The organism is Pseudomonas sp. NBRC 111127 (genome assembly GCF_001320345.1).
GTDB classification, from domain to species: domain Bacteria; phylum Pseudomonadota; class Gammaproteobacteria; order Pseudomonadales; family Pseudomonadaceae; genus Aquipseudomonas; species Aquipseudomonas juntendi.
The window spans coordinates 14,786-35,402 of sequence record NZ_BCBD01000043.1 but is presented as its reverse complement, the minus strand read 5'-3'; the positions used below and the strand labels follow the sequence as shown (position 1 = coordinate 35,402).

The following is a 20,617-nucleotide window of genomic DNA, read 5'->3' as shown; positions in this document are numbered from 1 at the left end:
TAGTGTTGGAGCCCACGCGCTCATCACGCGGCGGAATGCCAAAGTACTCGCGGTAGCATTTGGAGAAGTGCGGCGTGGATACGAAACCGCACACCGATGCCACTTCGATGATCGACATGGGTGTCTGTTTGAGCAGCTGCCGGGCGCGGATAAGGCGCAGCTTCAGGTAGTAGCGCGACGGCGAGCAGTGCAGGTACTTCTGGAACAACCGCTCGAGCTGGCGCCGCGACACCGACACATACACCGCCAACTCGTCCAGGTCGATCGGCTCTTCCAGGTTGGCTTCCATCAGCGCGACGATTTCCTGCAGTTTCGGCTGGTTGGTGCCGAGCATGTGCTTGAGCGGCACGCGCTGGTGATCCTGCTCGTTGCGAATGCGCTCGTAGACGAACATTTCGGAGATTGCCGCCGACAGCTCGCGGCCGTGGTCGCGGCTGATCAGGTGCAGCATCATGTCCAGCGGCGCGGTGCCGCCAGAGCTGGTGAAGCGGTTGCGGTCGAGGGTGAACAGGCGGGTACTCATGTTGACCCGCGGGTAGGCCTCCTGCATGGCGGCCAGGCATTCCCAGTGCACGCTGCAATCAAAGCCGTCGAGCAGGCCGGCACAGGCCAAGGCCCAACTGCCGGTGCACACGGCACCCAGGCGCCGCGACTGACGCGCCTGGGCTTGCAGCCAGGTCACGTGCTCGCGGGTAACGGTGCGCTGAATGCCTACACCGCCGCAGACGATCACGGTGTCGATCGCAGGGGCGCTGTGCATGGCCGCATCCGGGGTAATCTGCAAACCATCGCTGGCCCACACCTGGCCGCCATCGACCGTCAGCGTGTGCCAGCGGTACAGTTCGCGGCCGGACAGCTGGTTGGCCATGCGCAGGGGCTCCACAGCCGAAGCCAGGGAAATCAGGGTGAAATTGTCCAATAGAAGAAACCCGATGGACTGGGGTGCTGTGCGGTTCTGGGACGGGGTCCCGGAGGTGTAGGACGTCATCGCGGTTTCTCCTCACACAAATGCTGGATGTGCCTCAGGCGGGCACTCATTTTCTTGTTATTGCCCCCGCCACATGCCGGGGGTGGGTGACCATTACCTACGCAAACGCCGTGCCTGAAATTGAATGGCCATCCAAAAAAACCTGAAAACGACCCCTTTGTCAGGCAAATCATAGGCTTTGGATGTGCTGGCCAAGTTGTCCCAAACAGCCGTGCTAGGCGCCGTGCGGGTAACGGCTGAGCAGTTTGGTGACACGCCGTGGGGCAGTTGCCCAGAAACGACACTGTTTAGTGTCACCGACAAGCCCCACACTGATTACGACATCCGGCAATCGGCTGATTGGAGTGCACCATAAAGGAGCATTGGCAGGCATTTTGCGCTGCCTTGAAACTCGAGGGCCTCTTGCCGGGTTCAACCGCCAAGAGGCCCTGGGTGCCTACTGAAACATCAGCATTCGATGGCACTGACCGCCAGGCCACCGCGGGAGGTTTCCTTGTACTTGTCGTGCATGTCGGCACCGGTGTCGCGCATGGTACGGATCACCTGGTCGAGGGAAATGAAGTGCTCGCCATCGCCACGCAGGGCCATTTGCACCGCGTTGATGGCTTTTACCGCAGCAATCGCGTTGCGCTCGATGCACGGCACCTGCACCAACCCGCCCACCGGGTCGCAGGTGAGCCCCAGGTTGTGCTCCAGGGCAATTTCCGCGGCGTTTTCCAGCTGCGCCGGGGTCGCGCCCAACACTTGCGCAAGGCCGGCAGCGGCCATGGCGCAGGCAGAGCCGACCTCACCCTGGCAGCCTACTTCGGCGCCGGAGATGGAGGCGTTCTTCTTGCACAGGATGCCGACGGCCGCAGCGCCCAGGAAGAAATCGGTAACACTGGACTCGTCCACCTCATCGCTGAAGCGCATGTAGTAGTGCAATACCGCCGGGATGATGCCCGCCGCGCCGTTGGTAGGCGCCGTCACCATGCGCCCGCCTGCGGCGTTCTCTTCGTTGACAGCCAGGGCGAACAGGTTGACCCACTCCATGGCACTCATGGTCGAGCCGATCACGTTGGGCTTGCCGATTTCCTGCAGGCTGCGGTGCAGCTTGGCGGCGCGGCGGCGCACATTGAGCCCACCGGGCAACGTACCCTCGTATTTCAGCCCGTTGTTGACGCATTCCTGCATGGCTTGCCAGAGCTTGCGCAAGCCGGCGTGAATCTCTTCTTCACTGCGCCAGACCTTTTCGTTGGCCATCATCAATTGCGACACACTGAGGTCGTTTTGCTTGCATAGCTGCAGCAGCTCGGCGGCGCTGTTGAAATCGTACGGCAGCACCGTCTGGTCGGCATCCAGCACACCACTGGCGGCCTGCGCGGCATCCACCACAAAGCCGCCACCCACCGAGTAATAGGTGTCACGGTGCAACTCGCCCTGCTCGCCTTCGGCAACCAAGGTCATGGCGTTGGGGTGGTAGGGCAGGTTCTCGTCCAGCAACAGCATGTCGCGCGCCCACACGAACTCGACAGGCAGGCGCCCGTCCAGCTTGAGGGTATTGGTTTCGCGCAGGTCGGCGATGCGCGGCACGATCTGGGTCGGGTCAATGGCGTCTGGCCATTCCCCCATCAGCCCCATGATGGTGGCGTTGTCGGTGCCGTGGCCGACGCCGGTGGCCGACAGCGAGCCATACAGGCGCACCTCGATCCGCCGTACCCGTTCCAACTCGCCGCGCTCGCGCAGCCCTTGGACAAACAGGGCGCCAGCACGCATGGGGCCGACTGTGTGGGAGCTGGAAGGCCCGACACCGATCTTGAACAGGTCGAACACGCTGATGGCCATTACCGAATCACCTCTTGCTGGGCTTGTCTGTGCGCGCCATGCGCACGGCGGGGTAGCTGCTAGGCTCAAGCAGGGCCGCCTTGAATTGCCAGCATCATCGGGCTTTTACCGGCCGCCTCGCCGTCTGCAACCGACGCCATTTTGTCCAGCAGCGCCGCACCGGTTTTACCTGGGGAATGGGCCCGACACGCCGTTTTCCATCGGCCTGGTGACGCAAAAATGCGGGCGAGGGGTTGGAAAAATCCATAAGCGACATCGCCCATACTGGATACGACCCGTTCCGTACTGGATACGACCCTACCAGTAGGCGATTGCCCGGCGGTGGAGGATTATCGAAAGCGACTCGTAAAGCACGGCCACGCATCCTGCCCTCTGCAGGCCTGGTCGACCGGACCGTCAGAACGTTCGGCGACCCACGCGAACCCGAAGACAAAATCTCAGGAGTCCACCCATGAAAGGTACACCCTCGCTGTTGCTGGTTGCGTTGCTGTCCGCACCGTTGCTGGCTCAGGCCGCCGAGCCCGAGCAGTGCCAGACGGTCCGTTTCTCCGATGTCGGCTGGACCGACATCACGGTCACCACTGCGACCACCAGCGTTGTGCTCGAAGCACTGGGTTACAAAACCCACACCACCATGATCTCGGTACCGGTGACCTACAAGTCGCTGGCTACCGGCAAGGACCTGGACGTGTTTCTCGGCAACTGGATGCCGACCATGGAAAACGATATCAAGCAGTACCGCGACGCCGGCACTGTGGACACCGTGCGCGCCAACCTGGAAAACGCCAAGTACACCCTGGCCGTGCCCCAGGCACTGTATGACAAGGGCCTGAAGGATTTCAGCGACATTGCCAAGTTCAAGCAGGAGCTGGGCGGCAAGATCTACGGCATCGAACCCGGCAACGATGGCAACCGCACCATCCAGAGCATGATCGACAAGAACGCCTTCGGCCTGAAAGACGCCGGCTTCAAGCTGGTGCAGTCCAGCGAGGCCGGCATGCTGTCGCAGGTCGACCGGGCGCAGAAACGTGGCGAAGCCATGGTGTTCCTGGGCTGGGAACCGCACCCGATGAACACCCGCTTCAAGATGCAGTACCTGACCGGCGGGGACGATTACTTCGGCCCCGACTTCGGCAAGGCGACCGTATACACCAACACCCGCAAAGGCTACGTGCAGGAGTGCAGCAACGTTGGCCAACTGCTGAAGAACCTGTCGTTCGAGCTCAAGGATGAAAGCACCATGATGGGCTACGTCCTGGACGACAAGATGAAGCCCGAGGCCGCTGCCAAGAAATGGCTCAAGGACAACCCAGGCAAGCTGGACACCTGGCTGGCCGGCGTGACTACCGTGGATGGCAAACCCGGCCTGGAGGCGGCCAAGGCCAAGCTGACGCAATAACGCAATTCGCCATAGCGCTACCTCGGGGCAGGACCGTGCCTGTCCCGGGTTGAGTTCAATCTATGCAGGTGGAAGCTCGCTATCATGCTTATCGATCAGAAAATACCGCTGGGTCAGTACATCGCCTCGTTCGTTGAATGGCTGACCCTGCACGGCGCGAATTACTTCGACGCCATCGCACAGGGCCTGGAGTTCATGATCCACGGCGTCACCAGTGCCTTGACCTGGTTTAACCCGTTCGTCCTCACCGCCCTGTTCGCCGCCCTGGCGCACCTCATCCAGCGTAAATGGTCGCTGACCGCATTCGTCGCCCTGTCGTTCCTGTTGATTCTCAACCTTGGTTACTGGCAGGAAACCATGGAAACCCTGGCACAAGTGACCTTCGCCACCGTGGTGTGCGTGGCCATCGGTGTGCCGCTGGGCATCGTCGCCGCGCACAAACCCATGTTCTACACCGCCATGCGCCCGGTGCTCGACCTGATGCAAACGGTGCCCACCTTCGTGTACCTGATCCCCACCCTGACGCTGTTCGGCCTGGGCGTGGTCCCAGGGCTGATCTCGACCGTGGTGTTCGCCATTGCCGCCCCTATCCGCCTCACCTATCTGGGCATCTGCGACGTACCGCAGGAGCTGATGGACGCCGGCAAGGCGTTTGGCTGCTCGCGCCGCCAACTGCTCACCCGTATCGAACTGCCGCATGCGATGCCCAGCATCGCCGCCGGCGTTACCCAGTGCATCATGTTGTCGCTGTCGATGGTGGTGATCGCCGCCCTGGTCGGCGCTGACGGCCTGGGCAAACCTGTGGTCAACGCACTGAACACCGCCGATATTTCCCTGGGCTTCGAAGCGGGCCTGGCGATCGTGCTGCTGGCGATCATGCTCGACCGTATCTGCAAGCAACCGGAACTGCCGGTAAGGGGTGAAGCATGAGCATCATTCGTTTCGAAGACGTCGACGTCATTTTCTCCAACAAGCCACGCGAGGCGCTGGCACTGCTGGACAAAGGCCAGACTCGCGAGCAGATCCTCAAGCAGACCGGCCTGGTGGTGGGCGTAGAAAAAGCCAACCTGGACATCCAGAAGGGCGAGATCTGCGTGTTGATGGGCCTGTCCGGTTCGGGCAAGTCGAGCCTGCTGCGCTGCATCAACGGCCTGAACACCGTCAGCCGCGGCAAGCTGTTTGTCGAACATGAAGGCAAGCACATCGACATCGCCCACTGCACCCCGGCCGAGCTGAAAATGATGCGCACCAAGCGCATTGCCATGGTGTTCCAGAAGTTCGCCCTGATGCCCTGGCTGACGGTACGCGAGAACATCAGCTTTGGCCTGGAAATGCAGGGCCGGCCAGAAAAGGAACGGCGCAAGCTGGTCGACGAGAAGCTTGAGCTGGTGGGCCTGACCCAGTGGCGCAACAAGAAGCCGGACGAACTGTCGGGCGGCATGCAGCAACGTGTTGGCCTGGCCCGCGCGCTGGCGATGGACGCCGACATCCTGCTGATGGACGAACCCTTCTCGGCACTGGACCCGCTGATCCGCCAGGGCTTGCAGGACGAACTGCTGGGCCTGCAGGCCAAGCTGAGCAAGACCATCGTGTTCGTCAGCCATGACCTGGACGAGGCGTTGAAGCTGGGTAGCCGTATCGCGATCATGAAAGACGGCCGGATCATCCAGTACAGCAAGCCGGAAGAAATCGTGCTAAACCCGGCCGACGAGTACGTGCGTACCTTCGTCGCCCACACCAACCCGCTGAACGTACTTTGCGGCCGCAGCCTGATGCGCAGCCTGGACAACTGCAAACGGGTCAATGGTTCTGTGTGCCTCGACCCGAGCGGCGACTCGTGGCTGGACCTGGGCGAAGGCAACTCGATCAAGCGCGCACGCCAAGGGCAAAACGGCTTGGAGATGCAGCAATGGGCGCCGGGGCAGTCGGTGGAAGGCCTGGGGCGTCGGCCGACGCTGGTGCATGCGGACATCGGCATGCGTGAAGCGCTGCAGATTCGCTACCACACCGGCAACAAGCTGGTGCTGCAGGAGAACGACAAACTGGTGGGGATTCTGGGGGATACCGAGCTGTATCACGCGCTGCTCGGCAAGAACCACGGGTGATGCAATTGGGGCCGCGTTGCGGCCCTTTCGCGGGCACGCCCGCTCCCACAGTGTAGGAGCGGGCGTGCCCGCGAAGGGCTGCCAAGCAGCCCCAATCAATGTTTCAGCGAACGACGATCCCGCGCGCTGCCATGTAGGCCTTGGCCTCCGGCACCGTGTACTCGCCAAAGTGGAAAATGCTGGCCGCCAGCACCGCGCTGGCATGCCCTTGCACAATACCGTCAGCCAGGTGCTGCAGGTTACCCACCCCGCCCGAGGCAATCACTGGAATACCCAGCGCATCGCTGATGGCCCGGGTAACACCCAGGTCGAAGCCGCTCTTCATCCCGTCCTGGTCCATGCTGGTCAGCAGGATCTCGCCGGCACCCAGGCCCTCCATCTTCTTCGCCCATGCCACCGCATCCAGCCCGGTCGGCTTGCGCCCACCGTGGGTGAAGATTTCCCAGCGGGGTTCTTCACCCGGCCCGGACACCTTCTTGGCGTCGATGGCCACGACAATGCACTGCGAGCCAAAACGGTCTGCCGCCTCGCCCACGAACTCCGGGTTGAACACCGCGGCGGTGTTGATCGACACCTTGTCTGCCCCGGCATTGAGCAGGTTGCGGATGTCCTGCACGGTACGCACGCCACCGCCCACGGTCAGCGGGATGAACACCTGGCTGGCCATGCGCTCGACGGTATGCAGGGTGGTATCGCGGCCATCGACGCTGGCGGTGATGTCGAGGAAAGTGATTTCGTCGGCACCCTGCTCGTTGTAGCGACGGGCAATTTCCACCGGGTCGCCGGCATCACGGATGTTCTCGAACTTGACGCCCTTGACCACCCGGCCGTTGTCCACGTCCAGGCAAGGGATGATGCGCTTGGCCAGTGCCATGGTTCAGTCCTCAGCCTTGGTAGTTGTCGCAGAAGGCCTGGGCCTCGGCCACGTCGAGGGTGCCTTCGTAGATGGCACGGCCGGTGATGGCGCCGATGATGCCGGGGGCCTTGGCGTCCAGCAGAGCCTTGATGTCACCCAGGTTGTGAATGCCGCCCGAGGCAATTACCGGAATCGAGGTGGCTTCGGCCAATGCCTTGGTGAATGGCACGTTGCAGCCTTGCATCATGCCGTCCTTGGCGATGTCGGTGTAGACGATCGCCGAAACGCCATCGGCCTCGAAACGCTTGGCCAGGTCGATGACCTGCACCGAGCTGACTTCGGCCCAGCCGTCGGTGGCGACGAAGCCGTCCTTGGCATCCAGGCCAACGATGACCTTGCCCGGGAAGGCCTTGCACGCCTCGGCGACGAACGCTGGCTGCTTGACCGCCTTGGTGCCGATGATCACATAGCTGACGCCAGCCTTGACGTAGTGCTCGATGGTTTCCAGCGAACGAATGCCGCCGCCGATCTGAATCGGCAGGGTGGGGTAGCGCTTGGCAATGGCAGTGACCACTTCACCGTTGACCGGCTGGCCTTCGAAGGCACCGTTCAGGTCGACCAGGTGCAGGCGGCGGCAGCCACCCTCGACCCACTTGGCGGCCATGCTCACCGGGTCGTCGGAGAATACCGTGGAGTCTTCCATACGGCCCTGGCGCAGGCGCACGCAGGCACCGTCCTTCAGATCGATAGCGGGGATAATCAGCATGCTCTTTCCTTCGTCAATTCAAGCGGCAAGTTGCAAGCGACAAGCTGCAAGCAATGCGCGTCGTGTATTCGATAGGCGATCCAGCTTCGGCTTGCAGCTTGAAGCTTGCAACTTTCAGCTTTTTTCAAGCGCCCACAGATCGCTTTCGATGCTCTCGAACCGCTCCTTGAGGTGCAGCTGAACATCGGCAATCGCCCTGTTGTAGTAATGGGGTGCAATTTCTTTGCTGAACAGCTCAAGGACCTCAGCCACCTCGAAAGACCCCAGCTCCAGCTCGAAGCGGTCTTCGAGGAAGCGTTTGAGCGTAGCGAGCGCGTCGCGCTCCTGCTCAGGGGCCAGGGTGATGATCGGGACCTTGGTCTTTGACCTGCTCATTTACCAACGCCCGTCCCAGGCGACGAAATTCTGCAGCAGCTGCAGGCCATGGGTATGGCTTTTCTCTGGGTGGAACTGCACGGCGAAGCGCGAGCCATCGGCCAGTGCGGCAGCGAAATCGACGCCGTAGTGGCCACGGCCGACCACCTGGCCCGGCTTGCCGGCATTGATGTAGTAGCTGTGCACGAAATAGAAACGTGCGCGGTCCGGAATGTCGTGCCACAGCGGGTGGTGGATGGTCTGGCTGACTTCGTTCCAGCCCATGTGCGGCACCTTCAGGTGCTCGCCTTCTTCTTGCAGGTCTTTGCCGAAGAAGCGCACCTGGCCGGGGAACAAACCGATGCAGTCGACGCCGGTGTTCTCCTCGCTGTGTTCGAGCAGTGCCTGCATACCCACGCAGATGCCCAGGAACGGCCGGTCCTGGCTGACTTCGCGCACCAGGCTGTCGAAGCCCAGGCGGCGGATTTCGGCCATGCAGTCGCGAATCGCACCTACCCCAGGGAACACCACGCGATCCGCCTCGCGGATGACCGCCGCATCACTGGTCACCAGCACTTTACCGGCACCGACGTGCTCGAGCGCCTTGGCCACCGAGTGCAGGTTGCCCATGCCATAGTCGATTACGGCTACTGTCTGCATTTACAGGCACCCTTTGGTGGACGGCATCTGGCCGGCCATGCGCTCGTCCAGGGTGACCGCCATGCGCAGGGCACGGCCGAACGCCTTGAACACGGTTTCGATCTGGTGGTGAGTGTTATGGCCACGCAGGTTGTCGATGTGCAGGGTAACCAGGGCGTGGTTGACGAAGCCCTGGAAAAACTCCTGGAACAGGTCGACATCGAAGCCGCCGACGCTGGCCCGGGTATACGGCACATGCATTTGCAGGCCTGGGCGGCCCGAGAAGTCGATGACCACGCGCGACAGCGCTTCGTCCAGCGGCACGTAGGCGTGGCCGTAGCGGAAGATGCCCTTCTTGTCACCGATGGCCTGGGCGAATGCCATGCCCAGGGTGATGCCAACGTCTTCGACGGTATGGTGGTCGTCGATATGGGTGTCACCCTTGCACTCGATATCCAGATCGATCAGCCCGTGGCGGGCGATCTGGTCCAGCATGTGTTCCAGGAAAGGCACACCGATATCGAATCGGGCCTTGCCACTGCCATCGAGGTTGATCGAGCACTTGACCTGGGTTTCCAGGGTATTGCGCTCGACGGAAGCCTTACGTTCGACCATCACCAGCTCCGCAAAATCATTGGGCGAAAAGGGTGCCATTATAGGCCCAGAACGCGCCAGCTTGAAACGCGGATGACATATGGCAAAGCGAGCAATGACGGGGGGTTGATAGCGCTACAGGTCTATACAACCGAGGGAAGGGGGCTGCTTTGCAGCCCATCGCGACACAAGGCCGCTCCTACTGGAGCCGCATGAGCCTCAAACTTGCACGGCACGGTAGGAGCGGCCTTGCGTCGCGAAAGGGGCGCAAGGCGCCCCCACTGCTCAGCAGAGGGTTACCTCAATGGAATAGTACCGCCGTCTTCTGCAGGGTAATCCACACCCCCCAGGCCAACGGCACCACCACCACTGCCCAGGCCAGCAGCACCAGTGGCAGGCTACCCGGCGCGGCTTTCCACTCCAGCGAGCGCGCGCCATCGGCGCCCTTGTCATGGCTCAACGCCCGCTCGGCCGCCAGCTCGGCATCGCTCATGAAGTGCTTGTCGGCAACCGGCCGCACCAGCATGTTGCAGATAAAGCCCAGCACCAGCAGCCCGGCAAGGATATACAGCGTCATGTCATAGGCTGCCGCGCGTTCTACCCCGGCTGCCAGCTGCGACTCGCGCAGGTAGGTGATCAGCACTGGCCCCAGCACCCCTGCAGCCGCCCAGGCGGTCAGCAGGCGCCCATGAATGGCACCGACCATCTGCGTACCGAACAGGTCGGCCAGGTACGCCGGCACCGTGGCGAAGCCACCGCCATACATCGACAGGATGATGCAGAACGCCGCCACGAACAGCGCCACATTGCCCAGGTGGCCCATGTTCGGCACCAGGCTGTACAAGCCCACGCCCAAGGCAAAGAAAGCGAAGTAGGTGTTCTTGCGCCCGATATAGTCGGAGAACGATGCCCAGAAGAACCGGCCACCGATGTTGAACAGGCTCAGCAGGCCGGTGAAGCCGGCGGCGATCGCGGCGATCTGCGCCAGCTGCGCGGCGTTTAGCTCGCTGAAGGTGAGCTCGTTGCCCAGCAGCTTGCCAGCGAACACTTCCTGCAGCAGCGGCGAAGCCATGCCGATGATACCGATGCCTGCAGACACGTTCAGGCACAGCACCAGCCAGATCAGCGCAAATTGCGGGGTTTTCCACGCCACGCTGACGTGCACGTGGCGGTCGGTGACCATGGTGTTGCCGGCTTTTTTCAGCGGCGCAGTCCAGCCTTCAGGCTTCCAGCCGGTGGGCGGCACGCGGTAGGCCAGGGCGCCGGCAGTCATGAACACGAAGTAGATCGCCGCCATGGCAACGAAGCTCTGCCACACCCCCACTTCCTGCGCGTTGCCAAAGTGGCCCATCAGTGCGGTGGCCAGTGGCGCACCGACCATGGCGCCGCCGCCAAAGCCCATGATGGCCATGCCGGTGGCCATGCCGCGCTTGTCCGGGAACCATTTGATCAGGGTCGACACCGGCGAGATATACCCCAGCCCCAGGCCGATACCGCCGATCACTCCAGAACCCAGCCACATCAGCCACAGTTGGTGGGTTTTGACCCCAATGGCCGAAATCAGCATGCCGCCACACCAGCACAGCGCCGATACCAGGCCGGCCTTGCGTGGGCCGGCGTGCTCCAGCCAGCCACCCAGCACGGCCGCCGAGCAGCCCAGGAAGACGAAGAACAGGGTGTAGATCCAGCTCAGCATGGAAATCGGCCAGTCGCATTCGGCGCTGAACAGGCGGGCCACGAAGCCCATGTCGGCCGCGCACGCCACTGGGGCGGTGATACCCAGGGCTTGTGACAGTGGCAGCCAGAACACCGAGAAGCCATAGGCCATGCCGATACACAGGTGAATGGCCAGGGCAGCTGGCGGAACCAGCCAACGGTTGAAGCCCGGGCGGGCGATGATGCGCTCCTTCGACAGGAAGCCTGGCGTACTCGCCGGGGCGCCCGTCGTGACGGTACTGGTCATGAACGTGATCCTTTTCTTATAGGGTGAGGGCAGGCAAAGCGGCGCAAGGTTAGCAGGATCGAGTCGCGTGAAAGCAATCTGATATCGTGTTTTTTTTGCTTGGCTGAATCGATCATGTCCCCCTTTTAAAGCCGTACTACCGACTAAAAGCGTAGGAAATATCCTGCATCTCTGGTCGAATACGCAGGGATATGCATGGCGGCGCTATACTCAGCCGCTTGAATTTCAAAATCGGACTACAAGGATTCGCCCATGAAAGCGTTCGGCAAAATCCTGGGACTGGGGCTTCTCGGGTTGCTGCTGATCATCGTGGCGCTGGGCTTCGCCCTGACCCACCTATTCGATCCCAACGACTATAAAGACGAGATTCGCCAACTGGCGCGCGACAAGGCACATGTCGAACTGACCCTCAACGGTGATATCGGCTGGAGCCTGTTCCCATGGCTGGGCCTGGAGCTGCACGAGGCCAGCATCGCCACCTTGGCCAAACCCAACGAGCCGTTCGCCGACCTGCAGATGCTCGGCTTGTCGGTACGGGTACTGCCGCTGCTGCGCCGCGAGGTGCAAATGAGCGACGTGCGCGTCGAGGGCCTGAACCTGACCCTGGCCCGTGACGAACAAGGCCATGGCAACTGGGAAGACATTGGCAAACCGCTGCCTGCGCAGCCTGGCACTGCCACCGACGCACCGGCCCAGGCCCCCTCCGAGCAGAAACCCGCGGCCGCCGACGGCAACGAACGCCCTGTCAAGCTGGACATCGACAGCCTGACCGTCAACAACGCCCGGGTGCAGTACACCGACGCCAAGACTGGCCAGAGCTACAGCGCCGAAAGCATCCAGCTGAGCACCGGCCCCGTACATGAAGGCGCGAACATCCCGCTCAAGGCCAGCGCTTTTGTCAGTGCCAGCCAGCCGAATATCAAAGCCCGCACCGAGCTGGCCGGCGAACTGCGTTTCGACCGCAAGCTCAAGCGCTACAACTTCGAGGACATGCGCCTGTCGGGCGAAACTTCGGGTGAACCGACCGGCGGCAAAACGGTGGCCTTCGTTGCCCAGGGCCAGTTGCTGGTCGACATGGCCGCCAACGTCGCCTCCTGGAACGGCCTGAAAGTCTCGGCCAACCAACTGCGCGCCCTGGGTGAACTGAACCTGCGCGACCTGGACAAGACCCCCCAGTTGAGCGGCGGCCTGTCCATTGCCCAGTTCGACCTGCGCACCTTCCTGGACGGCATCGGCCACCCGCTCCCGGCAACCAACGACCCGGCAGCCTTCGGCAAGCTGGAGCTGGTGACCCGCCTGCAAGGCACACCCAGCAGCCTGAGCATGGATGACCTGGCAGTGAAGCTGGACGACAGCACGTTCAGCGGGCGCGTCGCCATCGAAGACTTCGCCAAGCAAGCCCTGCGCCTGCAGCTGAAAGGCGACAGCTTCGACGCCGACCGCTACCTACCAGCCAAGAGCGAACAAGCCAAAGGCGCCACGGCGGCGCGCCAGGCCGAGGTCAAGCAACAGGAAGCCAGCGCGGTTGCCGGTGCCGGCACCACACCGCTGCCAAACGCACCGACCCAGGTGGCCTGGAGCGATGACAAGCTGCTGCCGGTCGACCGCCTGCGTACGCTGGACCTGCAGGCCGAGCTGGCCTTTGGCTCGCTGACCCTGGACAAGCTGCCGATCGTCGACGCCCAGCTCAAGGCCAGCGGCCAGGGCGGCCTTTTGACCCTGCAAACCCTGCGCGGCGGCCTGTATAACGGCACCTTCGACGCCAAGGGCACGGTCGATGTGCGCCCTGCCGTGCCACAGCTGGGGGTCAGCACCCGCATCCAACGGGTGCCGGTGGAGCACTTCATCAAGGCCGACGGCAAGGAGCAGGCGCCACCGGTCAAGGGCCTGCTGACCCTGACCAGTGATCTGACCGCCACCGGCAACAGCCAGAAGGCACTGGTAGACACGCTCAATGGCAGTGCAAACTTCACCATCAACGACGGTGTGCTGGTCAATGCCAACCTTGAGCAGCAACTGTGCCAGGCCATCGCCACCCTCAACCGCAAAACCCTCACCGGCGAGCCACGCGGCAAGGACACCCCGTTCCAGGAACTGCGTGGCAGCCTGGTAGTGCGCAATGGCGTTGCCAGCAACCCGGACCTCAAGGCACGCATCCCGGGCCTGACCGTGAACGGCCATGGCGACCTCGACCTGCGTGTACTGGGTATGGACTACAACATCGGCGTGATCGTAGAAGGCGACCAGCGTGCCATGCCGGACCCGGCCTGCCAGGTCAACGAGCGCTATGTGGGGGTTGAAGTACCGCTGCATTGCCGCGGCCCGCTGGAGCTGGGCGCCAAGGCCTGCCGCCTGGACCAGAACGGCCTGGGCAAGGTCGCAGCCAAGCTGGCCGGTGACCGCCTGAAAGACAAGATCGACGAAAAACTCGATGAAAAACTCGGAGACAAAGTGAGCCCGGAATTGAAAGACGCGCTCAAGGGGCTGTTCAAGCGATGACCCCAGAGCAGTTCTCCAGCGCTGTGCTGGACTGGTACGACGAACACGGCCGCCACGACCTGCCCTGGCAACAGGGCATAACCCCGTACCGGGTGTGGGTGTCGGAAATCATGTTGCAGCAAACCCAGGTCAGCACCGTACTGAACTACTTCGACCGCTTCATGCAGGCGCTGCCGACCGTGCAGGCGCTGGCCGAAGCGCCTGAAGACGAAGTGCTGCACCTGTGGACCGGGCTGGGTTACTACACCCGCGCCCGCAACCTGCAAAAAGCCGCGAAGATCGTCGTGGCGCAACATGGTGGCGAGTTCCCGCGCAGTGTCGAGCAGCTCACGGAGCTGCCCGGTATCGGCCGCTCCACGGCCGGTGCCATCGCCAGCATCAGCATGGGCATTCGCGCGCCGATCCTCGACGGCAACGTCAAGCGCGTGCTGGCCCGCTTCACCGCCCAGGGCGGCTACCCGGGCGAACCGAAGGTGGCCAACCAGCTGTGGGCCACGGCCGAGCGTTTTACCCCGCAGCAGCGCGCCAACCACTACACCCAGGCCATGATGGACATGGGTGCCACGCTGTGCACGCGCAGCAAGCCCAGTTGCCTGATCTGCCCGCTGCAACGTGGCTGCGAAGCCCACCTGCACGGTGAAGAAACCCGCTACCCCGAACCCAAACCGCGCAAGGCGCTGCCGCAGCGCCGCACGCTGATGCCACTGCTGGCCAACCACGAAGGCGCCATTCTGCTTTATCGGCGCCCGTCCAGCGGCCTGTGGGGTGGCTTGTGGAGTCTGCCAGAGCTGGACGACATCGCCCAACTCGACGACCTGGCCTACCAGCACGGTTTGCGCCTGGCCGGCAGCCAGGCCATGGATGGCCTGACCCACACCTTCAGCCACTTCCAGCTGGCGATCGAGCCCTGGCTGGTGCGTGTCGCGCCGCTTGGCGAGCACGTGGCCGAGGCTGACTGGCTCTGGTATAACCTCGCCACCCCGCCGCGCCTGGGCCTTGCCGCCCCGGTGAAAAAACTGCTTAAGCGCGCGGCCGACGAACTGATTGCAGGAGATGCCTGATGACCCGCACCGTGATGTGCCGCAAATACCAAGAAGAACTGCCAGGCCTGGAACGCCCGCCCTACCCCGGCGCCAAGGGCCAGGACATCTTCGAACACATCTCGCAGAAAGCCTGGGCCGACTGGCAGAAGCACCAGACCATGCTGATCAACGAGAAGCGCCTGAACATGATGAACGCCGAGGACCGCAAATTCCTCCAGGCTGAAATGGACAAGTTTTTCGCCGGTGAGGAATACGCCCAGGCGGAAGGCTACGTGCCACCCTCGGAATGACCCCACGAACCGTAAGCGACGGAATTAATTTAAAATTTTTTTAAAAAGTCGTTGACGGCCCGGGAGAAAATCTATTTAATTCACCTCGTCGCCCAGATAGCTCAGTCGGTAGAGCAGAGGATTGAAAATCCTCGTGTCGGCGGTTCGACTCCGTCTCTGGGCACCACCTTCAAGCTTCTGGTGGTTGCAAAGTTACCCGAAGCGACAACAAGAAACCCGCCAAGTGCGGGTTTTTTGTTGTCTGCGGTTTTTGCTCAAGCTTTGGCAGCTAAAGCATTTCGCCGCCAAGGCCCCATAAGCTTTACCCCACTGAGCGTGGCAGCACTTCGGCATGGAGCCGAACGCCAAGCGCCGCCATTACCTTCATGATGGTCGCCAGGCTCGGATTACCTTCAGCAGACAAGGCCTTGTACAACCCTTCCCGCGTGAGCCCAGTATCACGTGCCAACTGAGCCATACCACGAGCGCGAGCGATATCACCCAAGGCAGCAGCGAGCAGTGCAGGGTCGTTTTCCTCCAGACAGGCCTCAAGGTACAAGGCCATGCCCTCTTCAGTTTTCAAATGGTCCACAGCGTCCCATTTGGTCAGTTTGATGTTTGTCATGATGGTCTCCTAGAGGTCACGAGCCAGCTTGAGCGCAGATTTGATATCCCTGGCTTGGCTAGATTTGTCGCCACCTGCCAGAAGGATGATCACTTCATAACCTCGCTCAACGAAATACACCCGATAGTCCGGACCATAATCGACCCGAAGCTCGGACACCCCCTCAGCAACTGGCTTACAGTCACCCTTCACTCCGAGCTCCAACCGCCGCAACCGGGCGTTTATGCGAGCTTTCGCCCGCGGATCCCGCAGTGCTACGAACCACCTTCGGTAGGTTTCGGTCTGGATTAATGTATGCATGAAGGAGATGTAAACCACAGTTCACACTACAGATAATGTGTAGCTGTTTCCAAACTTTTTGTGCGGGGGGGCCTGCCCTGCCCCCTCCAGCAGCTGCACTTGGGTTTCCTGGGCAACTGCGCTTCAATACGCGCACCTACCGAACACACCCAAGGATTCAAGCCCTCATGGCCACCCCTACCAAGCAACAAAAACGCGCCAAGCGTGCCGCCAGCAAGGCCAAGCAGAACCGCATGGTACGCAGCGGGCAGGCGGTCAAGGCCAGTGCCGGTGACAGCGCCAGCGTCGAGCAGGTGTACAACAAGGCGATGGAGTCGGGCAGCTACGACGCCATGTTCACCAAAATGAAGGAAGCACAGGAGAGCGGCGGCCTGGTGCCGATGATTTCGGTATTCCTGGTAGACCCGCTTCTGGCGCTGGTTCTCAAGGGGCACAAGAAAGAACACGCCACCGACTATATCGTGCTGGTGTTCACCGCCTACCGCGCGTGGCTCGACGGCGCCGATGAAGAGGCGACCATGGCCTGGCTGGAGAGCGATGAGTTCCAGGCGGCCTATGTAGCGGCCTCCGAGCTGGTGGCCAAGCAGCAGCAAAAACAGTTTGGTTGACAGGGCCATGTAGCCTGTACCGGCCTCTTCGCGGGCTCGCCCGCTCCCACAGGTCAAGCACAAGCCCGAAGGCAACGCCGCCCCTGTGGGAGCGGGCATGCCCGCGAAAGGGCCGGCCCAGGCAACAAAAAAGGCCGCGCCCCTCTCAGGACGCGGCCTTTTCAGTGCTGCCAGCGTGGATTAGTTATCCAGCGCCACCCGCCCGGCAGCTTCACGCTTGCGATGCACCAGCAAGCCAGCCGCCACCACACCAATGCTCAGCAGCGCCGTGGCGATAATCTCGGCACGGTGGTCCTCGCGCAGGGCCATCACCACCAGAATCGCCACGATGAAGGCAATGGTCGCCCAGGTCAGGCCCGGGAACAGCCACATCTTGAAGGTGATCTTCTCACCACGGGCCTCACGCTGTGCGCGCATGCGCAGTTGCGACACGGCAATCACCAAGTACACCAGCAGCGCAATCGCACCCGAACTTGCCAGCAGGAACTCGAACACTTGGGCCGGGGCCACGAAGTTGGCGAACACGCACAGGAACGCTGCAGCCGTGGACAGCAATACCGCCACATGCGGCGTAGCGGCCTTGGTGGTGCGCTGGGCAACAGCCGGGGCATCACCGCGCTTGCTCAGCGAGAACAGCATGCGCGAAGAGGTGTACAGCGCCGAGTTCAGGCAACTGGTCACCGCGACCAGCACCACGATGTCGACGATCAGCTTGGCATTCGGCACGCCGATGCGGCTGAGCACGGTCTGGTAGGAACCGGTTTCGGCCAGCGCCGGGTCGTTCCACGGCACCAGAGCCACCACCAGGAAGATCGAAACCAGGTAGAACAGGCAGATACGCCAGATCACCGAATTGGTCGCACGGCTGATCTGCTTGCCCGGGTCTTTCGATTCGGCAGCGGCGATAGTGACGATTTCCGTACCCATGAACGAGAACATGGTGGTGAGCATGGCCGCCAGCACAGCACCCAGGCCGTTCGGCATGAAGCCCTGGGTGTCGAACAGGTGGCTGGCACCGCTGACCTGGCTATTGGGCACAAAGCCGAACATGGCCGCGCAGCCCACAGCAATGAAGCCGATGATGGCCAGCACTTTCAACAGGGCGAACCAGAACTCGAACTCACCATAGTTCTTTACGCTGCACAGGTTGGTCAGGGTCAGCGCCAGGGTGATGACCAGGGAGAAGGCCCACAGGTCTACAGCCGGGAACCAGGCATGCAGAATGGCCGCAGCGGCGTTGGCCTCAAGCGGGATCACCAGCACCCAGAACCACCAGTACAACCAGCCGATGGTGAAGCCGGCCCAGCGCCCGATGGCACGGTCGGCATAAGTAGAGAAGGAACCGGTGTCTGGCGAGGCGACCGCCATTTCACCCAGCATGCGCATCACCAGCACCACCAGCGTACCGGCGGCGGCATAGGCCAGCAGCACGGCAGGGCCGGCGGCCGCGATGGCGTGGCCAGAGCCTACGAACAGGCCGGCACCGATGACGCCAGCGATGGACAGCATGGTCACATGCCGTTGTTTGAGCCCCTGAGCGAGGTCATTGGTATTGTTACCGCTCATTGAAACTACCTTTGTAAGGAGTGGACCACTCCGACTGCGGTTACGGAGCGCGCCTGGGGTTGGACTAGGCGTCGCTGCAATCGGCGGTTTCCTGCTGGCAATAAGCGCGCCAGGTGCGCACTGCATTCCTCAGAATGCTCGCAGGGCCTTGCACGGCGTGGTTTGGAGGGCATTCGGCCAGGAAGTGACCAAATGGCCGTTAACAAGGCAGATTACTGAAATACCCACTTACAAACGCACCAAAGGTGCCCCTCGGTAACACCCGTGCACCGCTGCAATGCAAAAAAGTGCAACCTACAGGTACAACCAGAAACGCCGGCCAGGTCTTCGCGGTCAAACCCGCTGCTGCGAGCGGCGCGCAACCTGGAACGTCGGGTTTACCGGCGAATGGTCTAAAACCGCTTCCATGAGCTGGCCAAAGCTGGCACCATCGCGCCTTTTTTCATCAAGGCACTGGTGCTGGGCGACACCTTCGCAGACATCTGCGCGACGTTACGCTGTAGCGATGCGACAAACTGCCCCACCAGCGCCCACAGTCCCCGGCGACCCTGTTGGCCGTCATAATGCCGCTATGCTAGCTTGGCGCACGCCAGGAAGGCCGCCAACAGCTGGGAACGCACCCGTACACATGAGGACCGCACATGGCTCAGGCCACGCCCGCGCTGGAAATCCGCAATCTGCACAAACGCTACGGCGAGCAGGAAATTCTCAAGGGTATTTCGCTGACCGCTCGCGACGGTGACGTGATCTCCATCCTGGGGTCGTCAGGCTCCGGCAAGTCCACCCTGCTGCGCTGCATCAACCTGCTCGAAAACCCGCACCAGGGCGAAATCCTGGTCGCTGGCGAAAGCCTCAAGCTCAAGGCCGCCAAAAACGGCGACCTGATCGCCGCCGACAACCGCCAGATCAACCGCCTGCGCAGCGAAATCGGCTTTGTCTTCCAGAACTTCAACCTGTGGCCGCACATGTCGATCCTCGACAACATCATCGAGGCGCCACGCCGTGTACTCGGCCAAAGCAAGGCCGAGGCTGTAGAAGCCGCCGAAGCGCTGCTGAACAAGGTCGGCATCTACGACAAACGCCACAGCTACCCCGCCCAGCTTTCCGGTGGACAGCAACAGCGCGCCGCCATTGCCCGTACCCTGGCCATGAAGCCCAAAGTCATCCTGTTCGACGAGCCAACCTCGGCGCTCGATCCGGAAATGGTCCAGGAAGTGCTTAACGTTATCCGCGCACTGGCCGAAGAAGGCCGTACCATGCTGCTGGTGACGCACGAGATGAGCTTCGCCCGCCATGTGTCCAGTGAAGTCGTCTTCCTGCACCAGGGCCTGGTAGAAGAGCAGGGATCGCCGCAACAGGTCTTCGAAAACCCGACCTCGGCGCGTTGCAAGCAATTCATGTCCAGCCACCGCTAACGGAGCAATACATGCACACCTACAAGAAGTTTCTCCTGGCAGCTGCTGCCACGCTGGTGATGTCGGCGAACGCCATGGCCGCAGAAAAACTGCGCATGGGTATCGAAGCCGCCTACCCACCGTTCAACAACAAGGATGCCAGCGGTAATGTGGTCGGCTTCGACAAGGACATCGGCGACGCCCTGTGCGCCAAGATGAAGGTCGAGTGCTCGGTCGTGACCTCCGACTGGGACGGTATCATTCCGGCCCTCAACGCCAAGAAGTTCGACTTTCTGGTGTCGTCGTTGTCGATTACCGACGAGCGCAAGCAGGCTGTCGATTTCACCGACCCGTACTACTCCAACAAGCTGCAGTTCATCGCACCGAAGAACGTCGACTTCAAGACCGACAAGGCCTCGCTCAAGGGCAAGGTCATCGGCACCCAGCGCGCCACCCTGGCCGGCACCTACCTTGAAGACAACTACCCGGGCGTAGACGTCAAACTCTACGACACCCAGGAAAACGCCTACCTGGACCTGGTGTCCGGCCGCATCGACGGCATCCTGGCCGACAAGTACGTGCAGTACGAGTGGCTGAAAAGCAAAGACGGCTCCAACTTCGAGTTCAAGGGCGAGCCGGTGATGGACAGCGACAAGATCGGCATTGCCGTGCGCAAGGGTGACACCCAACTGCGCGACAACCTGAACAAGGCCCTGGCAGAAATCAAGGCCGACGGCACGTACAAGAAGATCAACGACAAGTACTTCCCGTTCAGCATCGAATGATCCGCCCTGACCTGCGCGCCCCCGCGGCGCGCAAGTCCCT

20 protein-coding genes and 1 tRNA gene are annotated in these 20,617 nt (G+C 61.9%); 10 read left to right on the top strand and 11 right to left on the bottom strand.

The features are described 5' to 3' along the window. Both APH30_RS10825 and APH30_RS10820 read right to left on the bottom strand, forming a co-directional pair. On the bottom strand, window positions 1–988 hold a 988-nt coding region (locus APH30_RS10825; protein WP_054912523.1), incomplete at its 3' end, for a GlxA family transcriptional regulator. Between the two features lie 447 nt (window positions 989–1,435). Next, the gene (locus tag APH30_RS10820) at window positions 1,436–2,812 is read right to left on the bottom strand and encodes an L-serine ammonia-lyase (RefSeq protein WP_054912522.1); all 1,377 of its coding nucleotides are present in this window, start codon (window positions 2,810–2,812) and stop codon (window positions 1,436–1,438) included. Between the two features lie 451 nt (window positions 2,813–3,263). Here APH30_RS10820 and APH30_RS10815 point away from each other — a divergent pair, with 451 nt between their 5' ends. The 3 genes from APH30_RS10815 (at window position 3,264) to choV (ending at window position 6,316) form a co-directional block, all read left to right on the top strand. Further along, complete coding sequence (locus APH30_RS10815) at window positions 3,264–4,211, top strand: choline ABC transporter substrate-binding protein (protein WP_009682888.1); 948 nt, start codon at window positions 3,264–3,266, stop codon at window positions 4,209–4,211. 81 nt (window positions 4,212–4,292) lie between these two features. Beyond that, the gene (gene choW / locus APH30_RS10810; RefSeq protein WP_172828412.1) at window positions 4,293–5,141 is read left to right on the top strand and encodes a choline ABC transporter permease subunit; all 849 of its coding nucleotides are present in this window, start codon (window positions 4,293–4,295) and stop codon (window positions 5,139–5,141) included. Continuing rightward, window positions 5,138–6,316, top strand: coding sequence for a choline ABC transporter ATP-binding protein (gene choV, locus APH30_RS10805; protein ID WP_009682886.1), 1,179 nt, complete (start codon window positions 5,138–5,140; stop codon window positions 6,314–6,316). Before choW ends, choV begins: the two co-directional genes overlap by 4 nt. Before the next feature lie 103 nt (window positions 6,317–6,419). On the opposite strand, the gene hisF is transcribed toward choV, so the two are convergent. The 6 genes from hisF to APH30_RS10775 all read right to left on the bottom strand — a co-directional run bounded on the left by hisF (window position 6,420) and on the right by APH30_RS10775 (window position 11,488). Beyond that, entirely contained in the window at window positions 6,420–7,190 is a 771-nt protein-coding gene (gene hisF / locus APH30_RS10800) for an imidazole glycerol phosphate synthase subunit HisF (RefSeq protein WP_029886410.1), read from the bottom strand. A gap of 10 nt (window positions 7,191–7,200) precedes the next feature. Beyond that, on the bottom strand, window positions 7,201–7,938 hold the full coding sequence (hisA, locus tag APH30_RS10795) for a 1-(5-phosphoribosyl)-5-[(5-phosphoribosylamino)methylideneamino]imidazole-4-carboxamide isomerase (RefSeq protein ID WP_054912521.1): 738 nt from the start codon (window positions 7,936–7,938) through the stop codon (window positions 7,201–7,203). Window positions 7,939–8,052: 114 nt separating this feature from the next. Continuing rightward, a complete protein-coding gene (locus APH30_RS10790) occupies window positions 8,053–8,313 on the bottom strand; it encodes a DUF2164 domain-containing protein (RefSeq protein WP_054912520.1) in 261 nt (86 codons plus the stop codon). Further along, window positions 8,314–8,952 (bottom strand): imidazole glycerol phosphate synthase subunit HisH, encoded by a 639-nt coding sequence (gene hisH, locus APH30_RS10785; protein WP_054912519.1) that lies wholly within the window; start codon window positions 8,950–8,952, stop codon window positions 8,314–8,316. Then, window positions 8,953–9,546, bottom strand: a complete 594-nt coding sequence (hisB, locus tag APH30_RS10780; RefSeq protein WP_009682881.1) for an imidazoleglycerol-phosphate dehydratase HisB — start codon at window positions 9,544–9,546, stop codon at window positions 8,953–8,955. Between the two features lie 280 nt (window positions 9,547–9,826). After that, window positions 9,827–11,488, bottom strand: coding sequence for an OFA family MFS transporter (locus APH30_RS10775; protein ID WP_047150101.1), 1,662 nt, complete (start codon window positions 11,486–11,488; stop codon window positions 9,827–9,829). 252 nt (window positions 11,489–11,740) lie between these two features. On the opposite strand from APH30_RS10775, the gene APH30_RS10770 reads away from it, so the two are divergent. The 4 genes from APH30_RS10770 (at window position 11,741) to APH30_RS10755 (ending at window position 15,486) form a co-directional block, all read left to right on the top strand. Next, entirely contained in the window at window positions 11,741–13,987 is a 2,247-nt protein-coding gene (locus APH30_RS10770) for an AsmA family protein (protein WP_054912518.1), read from the top strand. Continuing rightward, window positions 13,984–15,048 carry an A/G-specific adenine glycosylase gene (mutY, locus tag APH30_RS10765; protein ID WP_009682877.1) on the top strand — a complete coding sequence of 355 codons (1,065 nt, stop codon included), beginning with the start codon at window positions 13,984–13,986 and terminating at the stop codon, window positions 15,046–15,048. Before APH30_RS10770 ends, mutY begins: the two co-directional genes overlap by 4 nt. Beyond that, window positions 15,048–15,320: an oxidative damage protection protein gene (locus APH30_RS10760; protein ID WP_009682876.1), complete on the top strand. Its 273-nt coding sequence runs from the start codon at window positions 15,048–15,050 to the stop codon at window positions 15,318–15,320. Before mutY ends, APH30_RS10760 begins: the two co-directional genes overlap by 1 nt. Window positions 15,321–15,410: 90 nt before the next feature. Next, window positions 15,411–15,486 (top strand) — tRNA-Phe (locus tag APH30_RS10755). A 135-nt stretch (window positions 15,487–15,621) separates the two neighbouring features. Here the strand turns inward: APH30_RS10755 and APH30_RS10750 are convergent. Beyond that, window positions 15,622–15,924 carry an addiction module antidote protein gene (locus tag APH30_RS10750; protein WP_054912517.1) on the bottom strand — a complete coding sequence of 101 codons (303 nt, stop codon included), beginning with the start codon at window positions 15,922–15,924 and terminating at the stop codon, window positions 15,622–15,624. Window positions 15,925–15,933: 9 nt separating this feature from the next. Continuing rightward, window positions 15,934–16,224, bottom strand: coding sequence for a type II toxin-antitoxin system RelE/ParE family toxin (locus APH30_RS10745; protein WP_054912526.1), 291 nt, complete (start codon window positions 16,222–16,224; stop codon window positions 15,934–15,936). A gap of 167 nt (window positions 16,225–16,391) precedes the next feature. Here APH30_RS10745 and APH30_RS10740 point away from each other — a divergent pair, with 167 nt between their 5' ends. Beyond that, complete coding sequence (locus APH30_RS10740; RefSeq protein ID WP_054912516.1) at window positions 16,392–16,832, top strand: hypothetical protein; 441 nt, start codon at window positions 16,392–16,394, stop codon at window positions 16,830–16,832. 180 nt (window positions 16,833–17,012) lie between these two features. Here the strand turns inward: APH30_RS10740 and gabP are convergent, their stop codons facing one another. Further along, entirely contained in the window at window positions 17,013–18,398 is a 1,386-nt protein-coding gene (gene gabP, locus APH30_RS10735; RefSeq protein ID WP_009682873.1) for a GABA permease, read from the bottom strand. 641 nt (window positions 18,399–19,039) lie between these two features. Here gabP and APH30_RS10730 point away from each other — a divergent pair. Then, complete coding sequence (locus APH30_RS10730; RefSeq protein WP_009682872.1) at window positions 19,040–19,813, top strand: ABC transporter ATP-binding protein; 774 nt, start codon at window positions 19,040–19,042, stop codon at window positions 19,811–19,813. Between the two features lie 11 nt (window positions 19,814–19,824). Then, complete coding sequence (locus APH30_RS10725; RefSeq protein WP_009682871.1) at window positions 19,825–20,577, top strand: ABC transporter substrate-binding protein; 753 nt, start codon at window positions 19,825–19,827, stop codon at window positions 20,575–20,577. The last annotated feature ends 40 nt before the right edge of the window (window positions 20,578–20,617 follow it).

Excerpts from the sequence above, each read along its gene's own strand:
- APH30_RS10820 (WP_054912522.1), bottom strand. The coding sequence starts at position 2,812 with ATGGCCATCAGCGTGTTCGACCTGTTCAAGATCGGTGTCGGGCCTTCC.
- APH30_RS10815 (WP_009682888.1), top strand. The coding sequence starts at position 3,264 with ATGAAAGGTACACCCTCGCTGTTGCTGGTTGCGTTGCTGTCCGCACCG.
- choV (WP_009682886.1), top strand. The coding sequence starts at position 5,138 with ATGAGCATCATTCGTTTCGAAGACGTCGACGTCATTTTCTCCAACAAG.
- hisF (WP_029886410.1), bottom strand. The coding sequence starts at position 7,190 with ATGGCACTGGCCAAGCGCATCATCCCTTGCCTGGACGTGGACAACGGC.
- hisA (WP_054912521.1), bottom strand. The coding sequence starts at position 7,938 with ATGCTGATTATCCCCGCTATCGATCTGAAGGACGGTGCCTGCGTGCGC.
- APH30_RS10790 (WP_054912520.1), bottom strand. The coding sequence starts at position 8,313 with ATGAGCAGGTCAAAGACCAAGGTCCCGATCATCACCCTGGCCCCTGAG.
- hisH (WP_054912519.1), bottom strand. The coding sequence starts at position 8,952 with ATGCAGACAGTAGCCGTAATCGACTATGGCATGGGCAACCTGCACTCG.
- hisB (WP_009682881.1), bottom strand. The coding sequence starts at position 9,546 with ATGGTCGAACGTAAGGCTTCCGTCGAGCGCAATACCCTGGAAACCCAG.
- APH30_RS10775 (WP_047150101.1), bottom strand. The coding sequence starts at position 11,488 with ATGACCAGTACCGTCACGACGGGCGCCCCGGCGAGTACGCCAGGCTTC.
- APH30_RS10770 (WP_054912518.1), top strand. The coding sequence starts at position 11,741 with ATGAAAGCGTTCGGCAAAATCCTGGGACTGGGGCTTCTCGGGTTGCTG.
- mutY (WP_009682877.1), top strand. The coding sequence starts at position 13,984 with ATGACCCCAGAGCAGTTCTCCAGCGCTGTGCTGGACTGGTACGACGAA.
- APH30_RS10760 (WP_009682876.1), top strand. The coding sequence starts at position 15,048 with ATGACCCGCACCGTGATGTGCCGCAAATACCAAGAAGAACTGCCAGGC.
- APH30_RS10750 (WP_054912517.1), bottom strand. The coding sequence starts at position 15,924 with ATGACAAACATCAAACTGACCAAATGGGACGCTGTGGACCATTTGAAA.
- APH30_RS10745 (WP_054912526.1), bottom strand. The coding sequence starts at position 16,224 with ATGCATACATTAATCCAGACCGAAACCTACCGAAGGTGGTTCGTAGCA.
- APH30_RS10740 (WP_054912516.1), top strand. The coding sequence starts at position 16,392 with ATGGCCACCCCTACCAAGCAACAAAAACGCGCCAAGCGTGCCGCCAGC.
- gabP (WP_009682873.1), bottom strand. The coding sequence starts at position 18,398 with ATGAGCGGTAACAATACCAATGACCTCGCTCAGGGGCTCAAACAACGG.
- APH30_RS10730 (WP_009682872.1), top strand. The coding sequence starts at position 19,040 with ATGGCTCAGGCCACGCCCGCGCTGGAAATCCGCAATCTGCACAAACGC.
- APH30_RS10725 (WP_009682871.1), top strand. The coding sequence starts at position 19,825 with ATGCACACCTACAAGAAGTTTCTCCTGGCAGCTGCTGCCACGCTGGTG.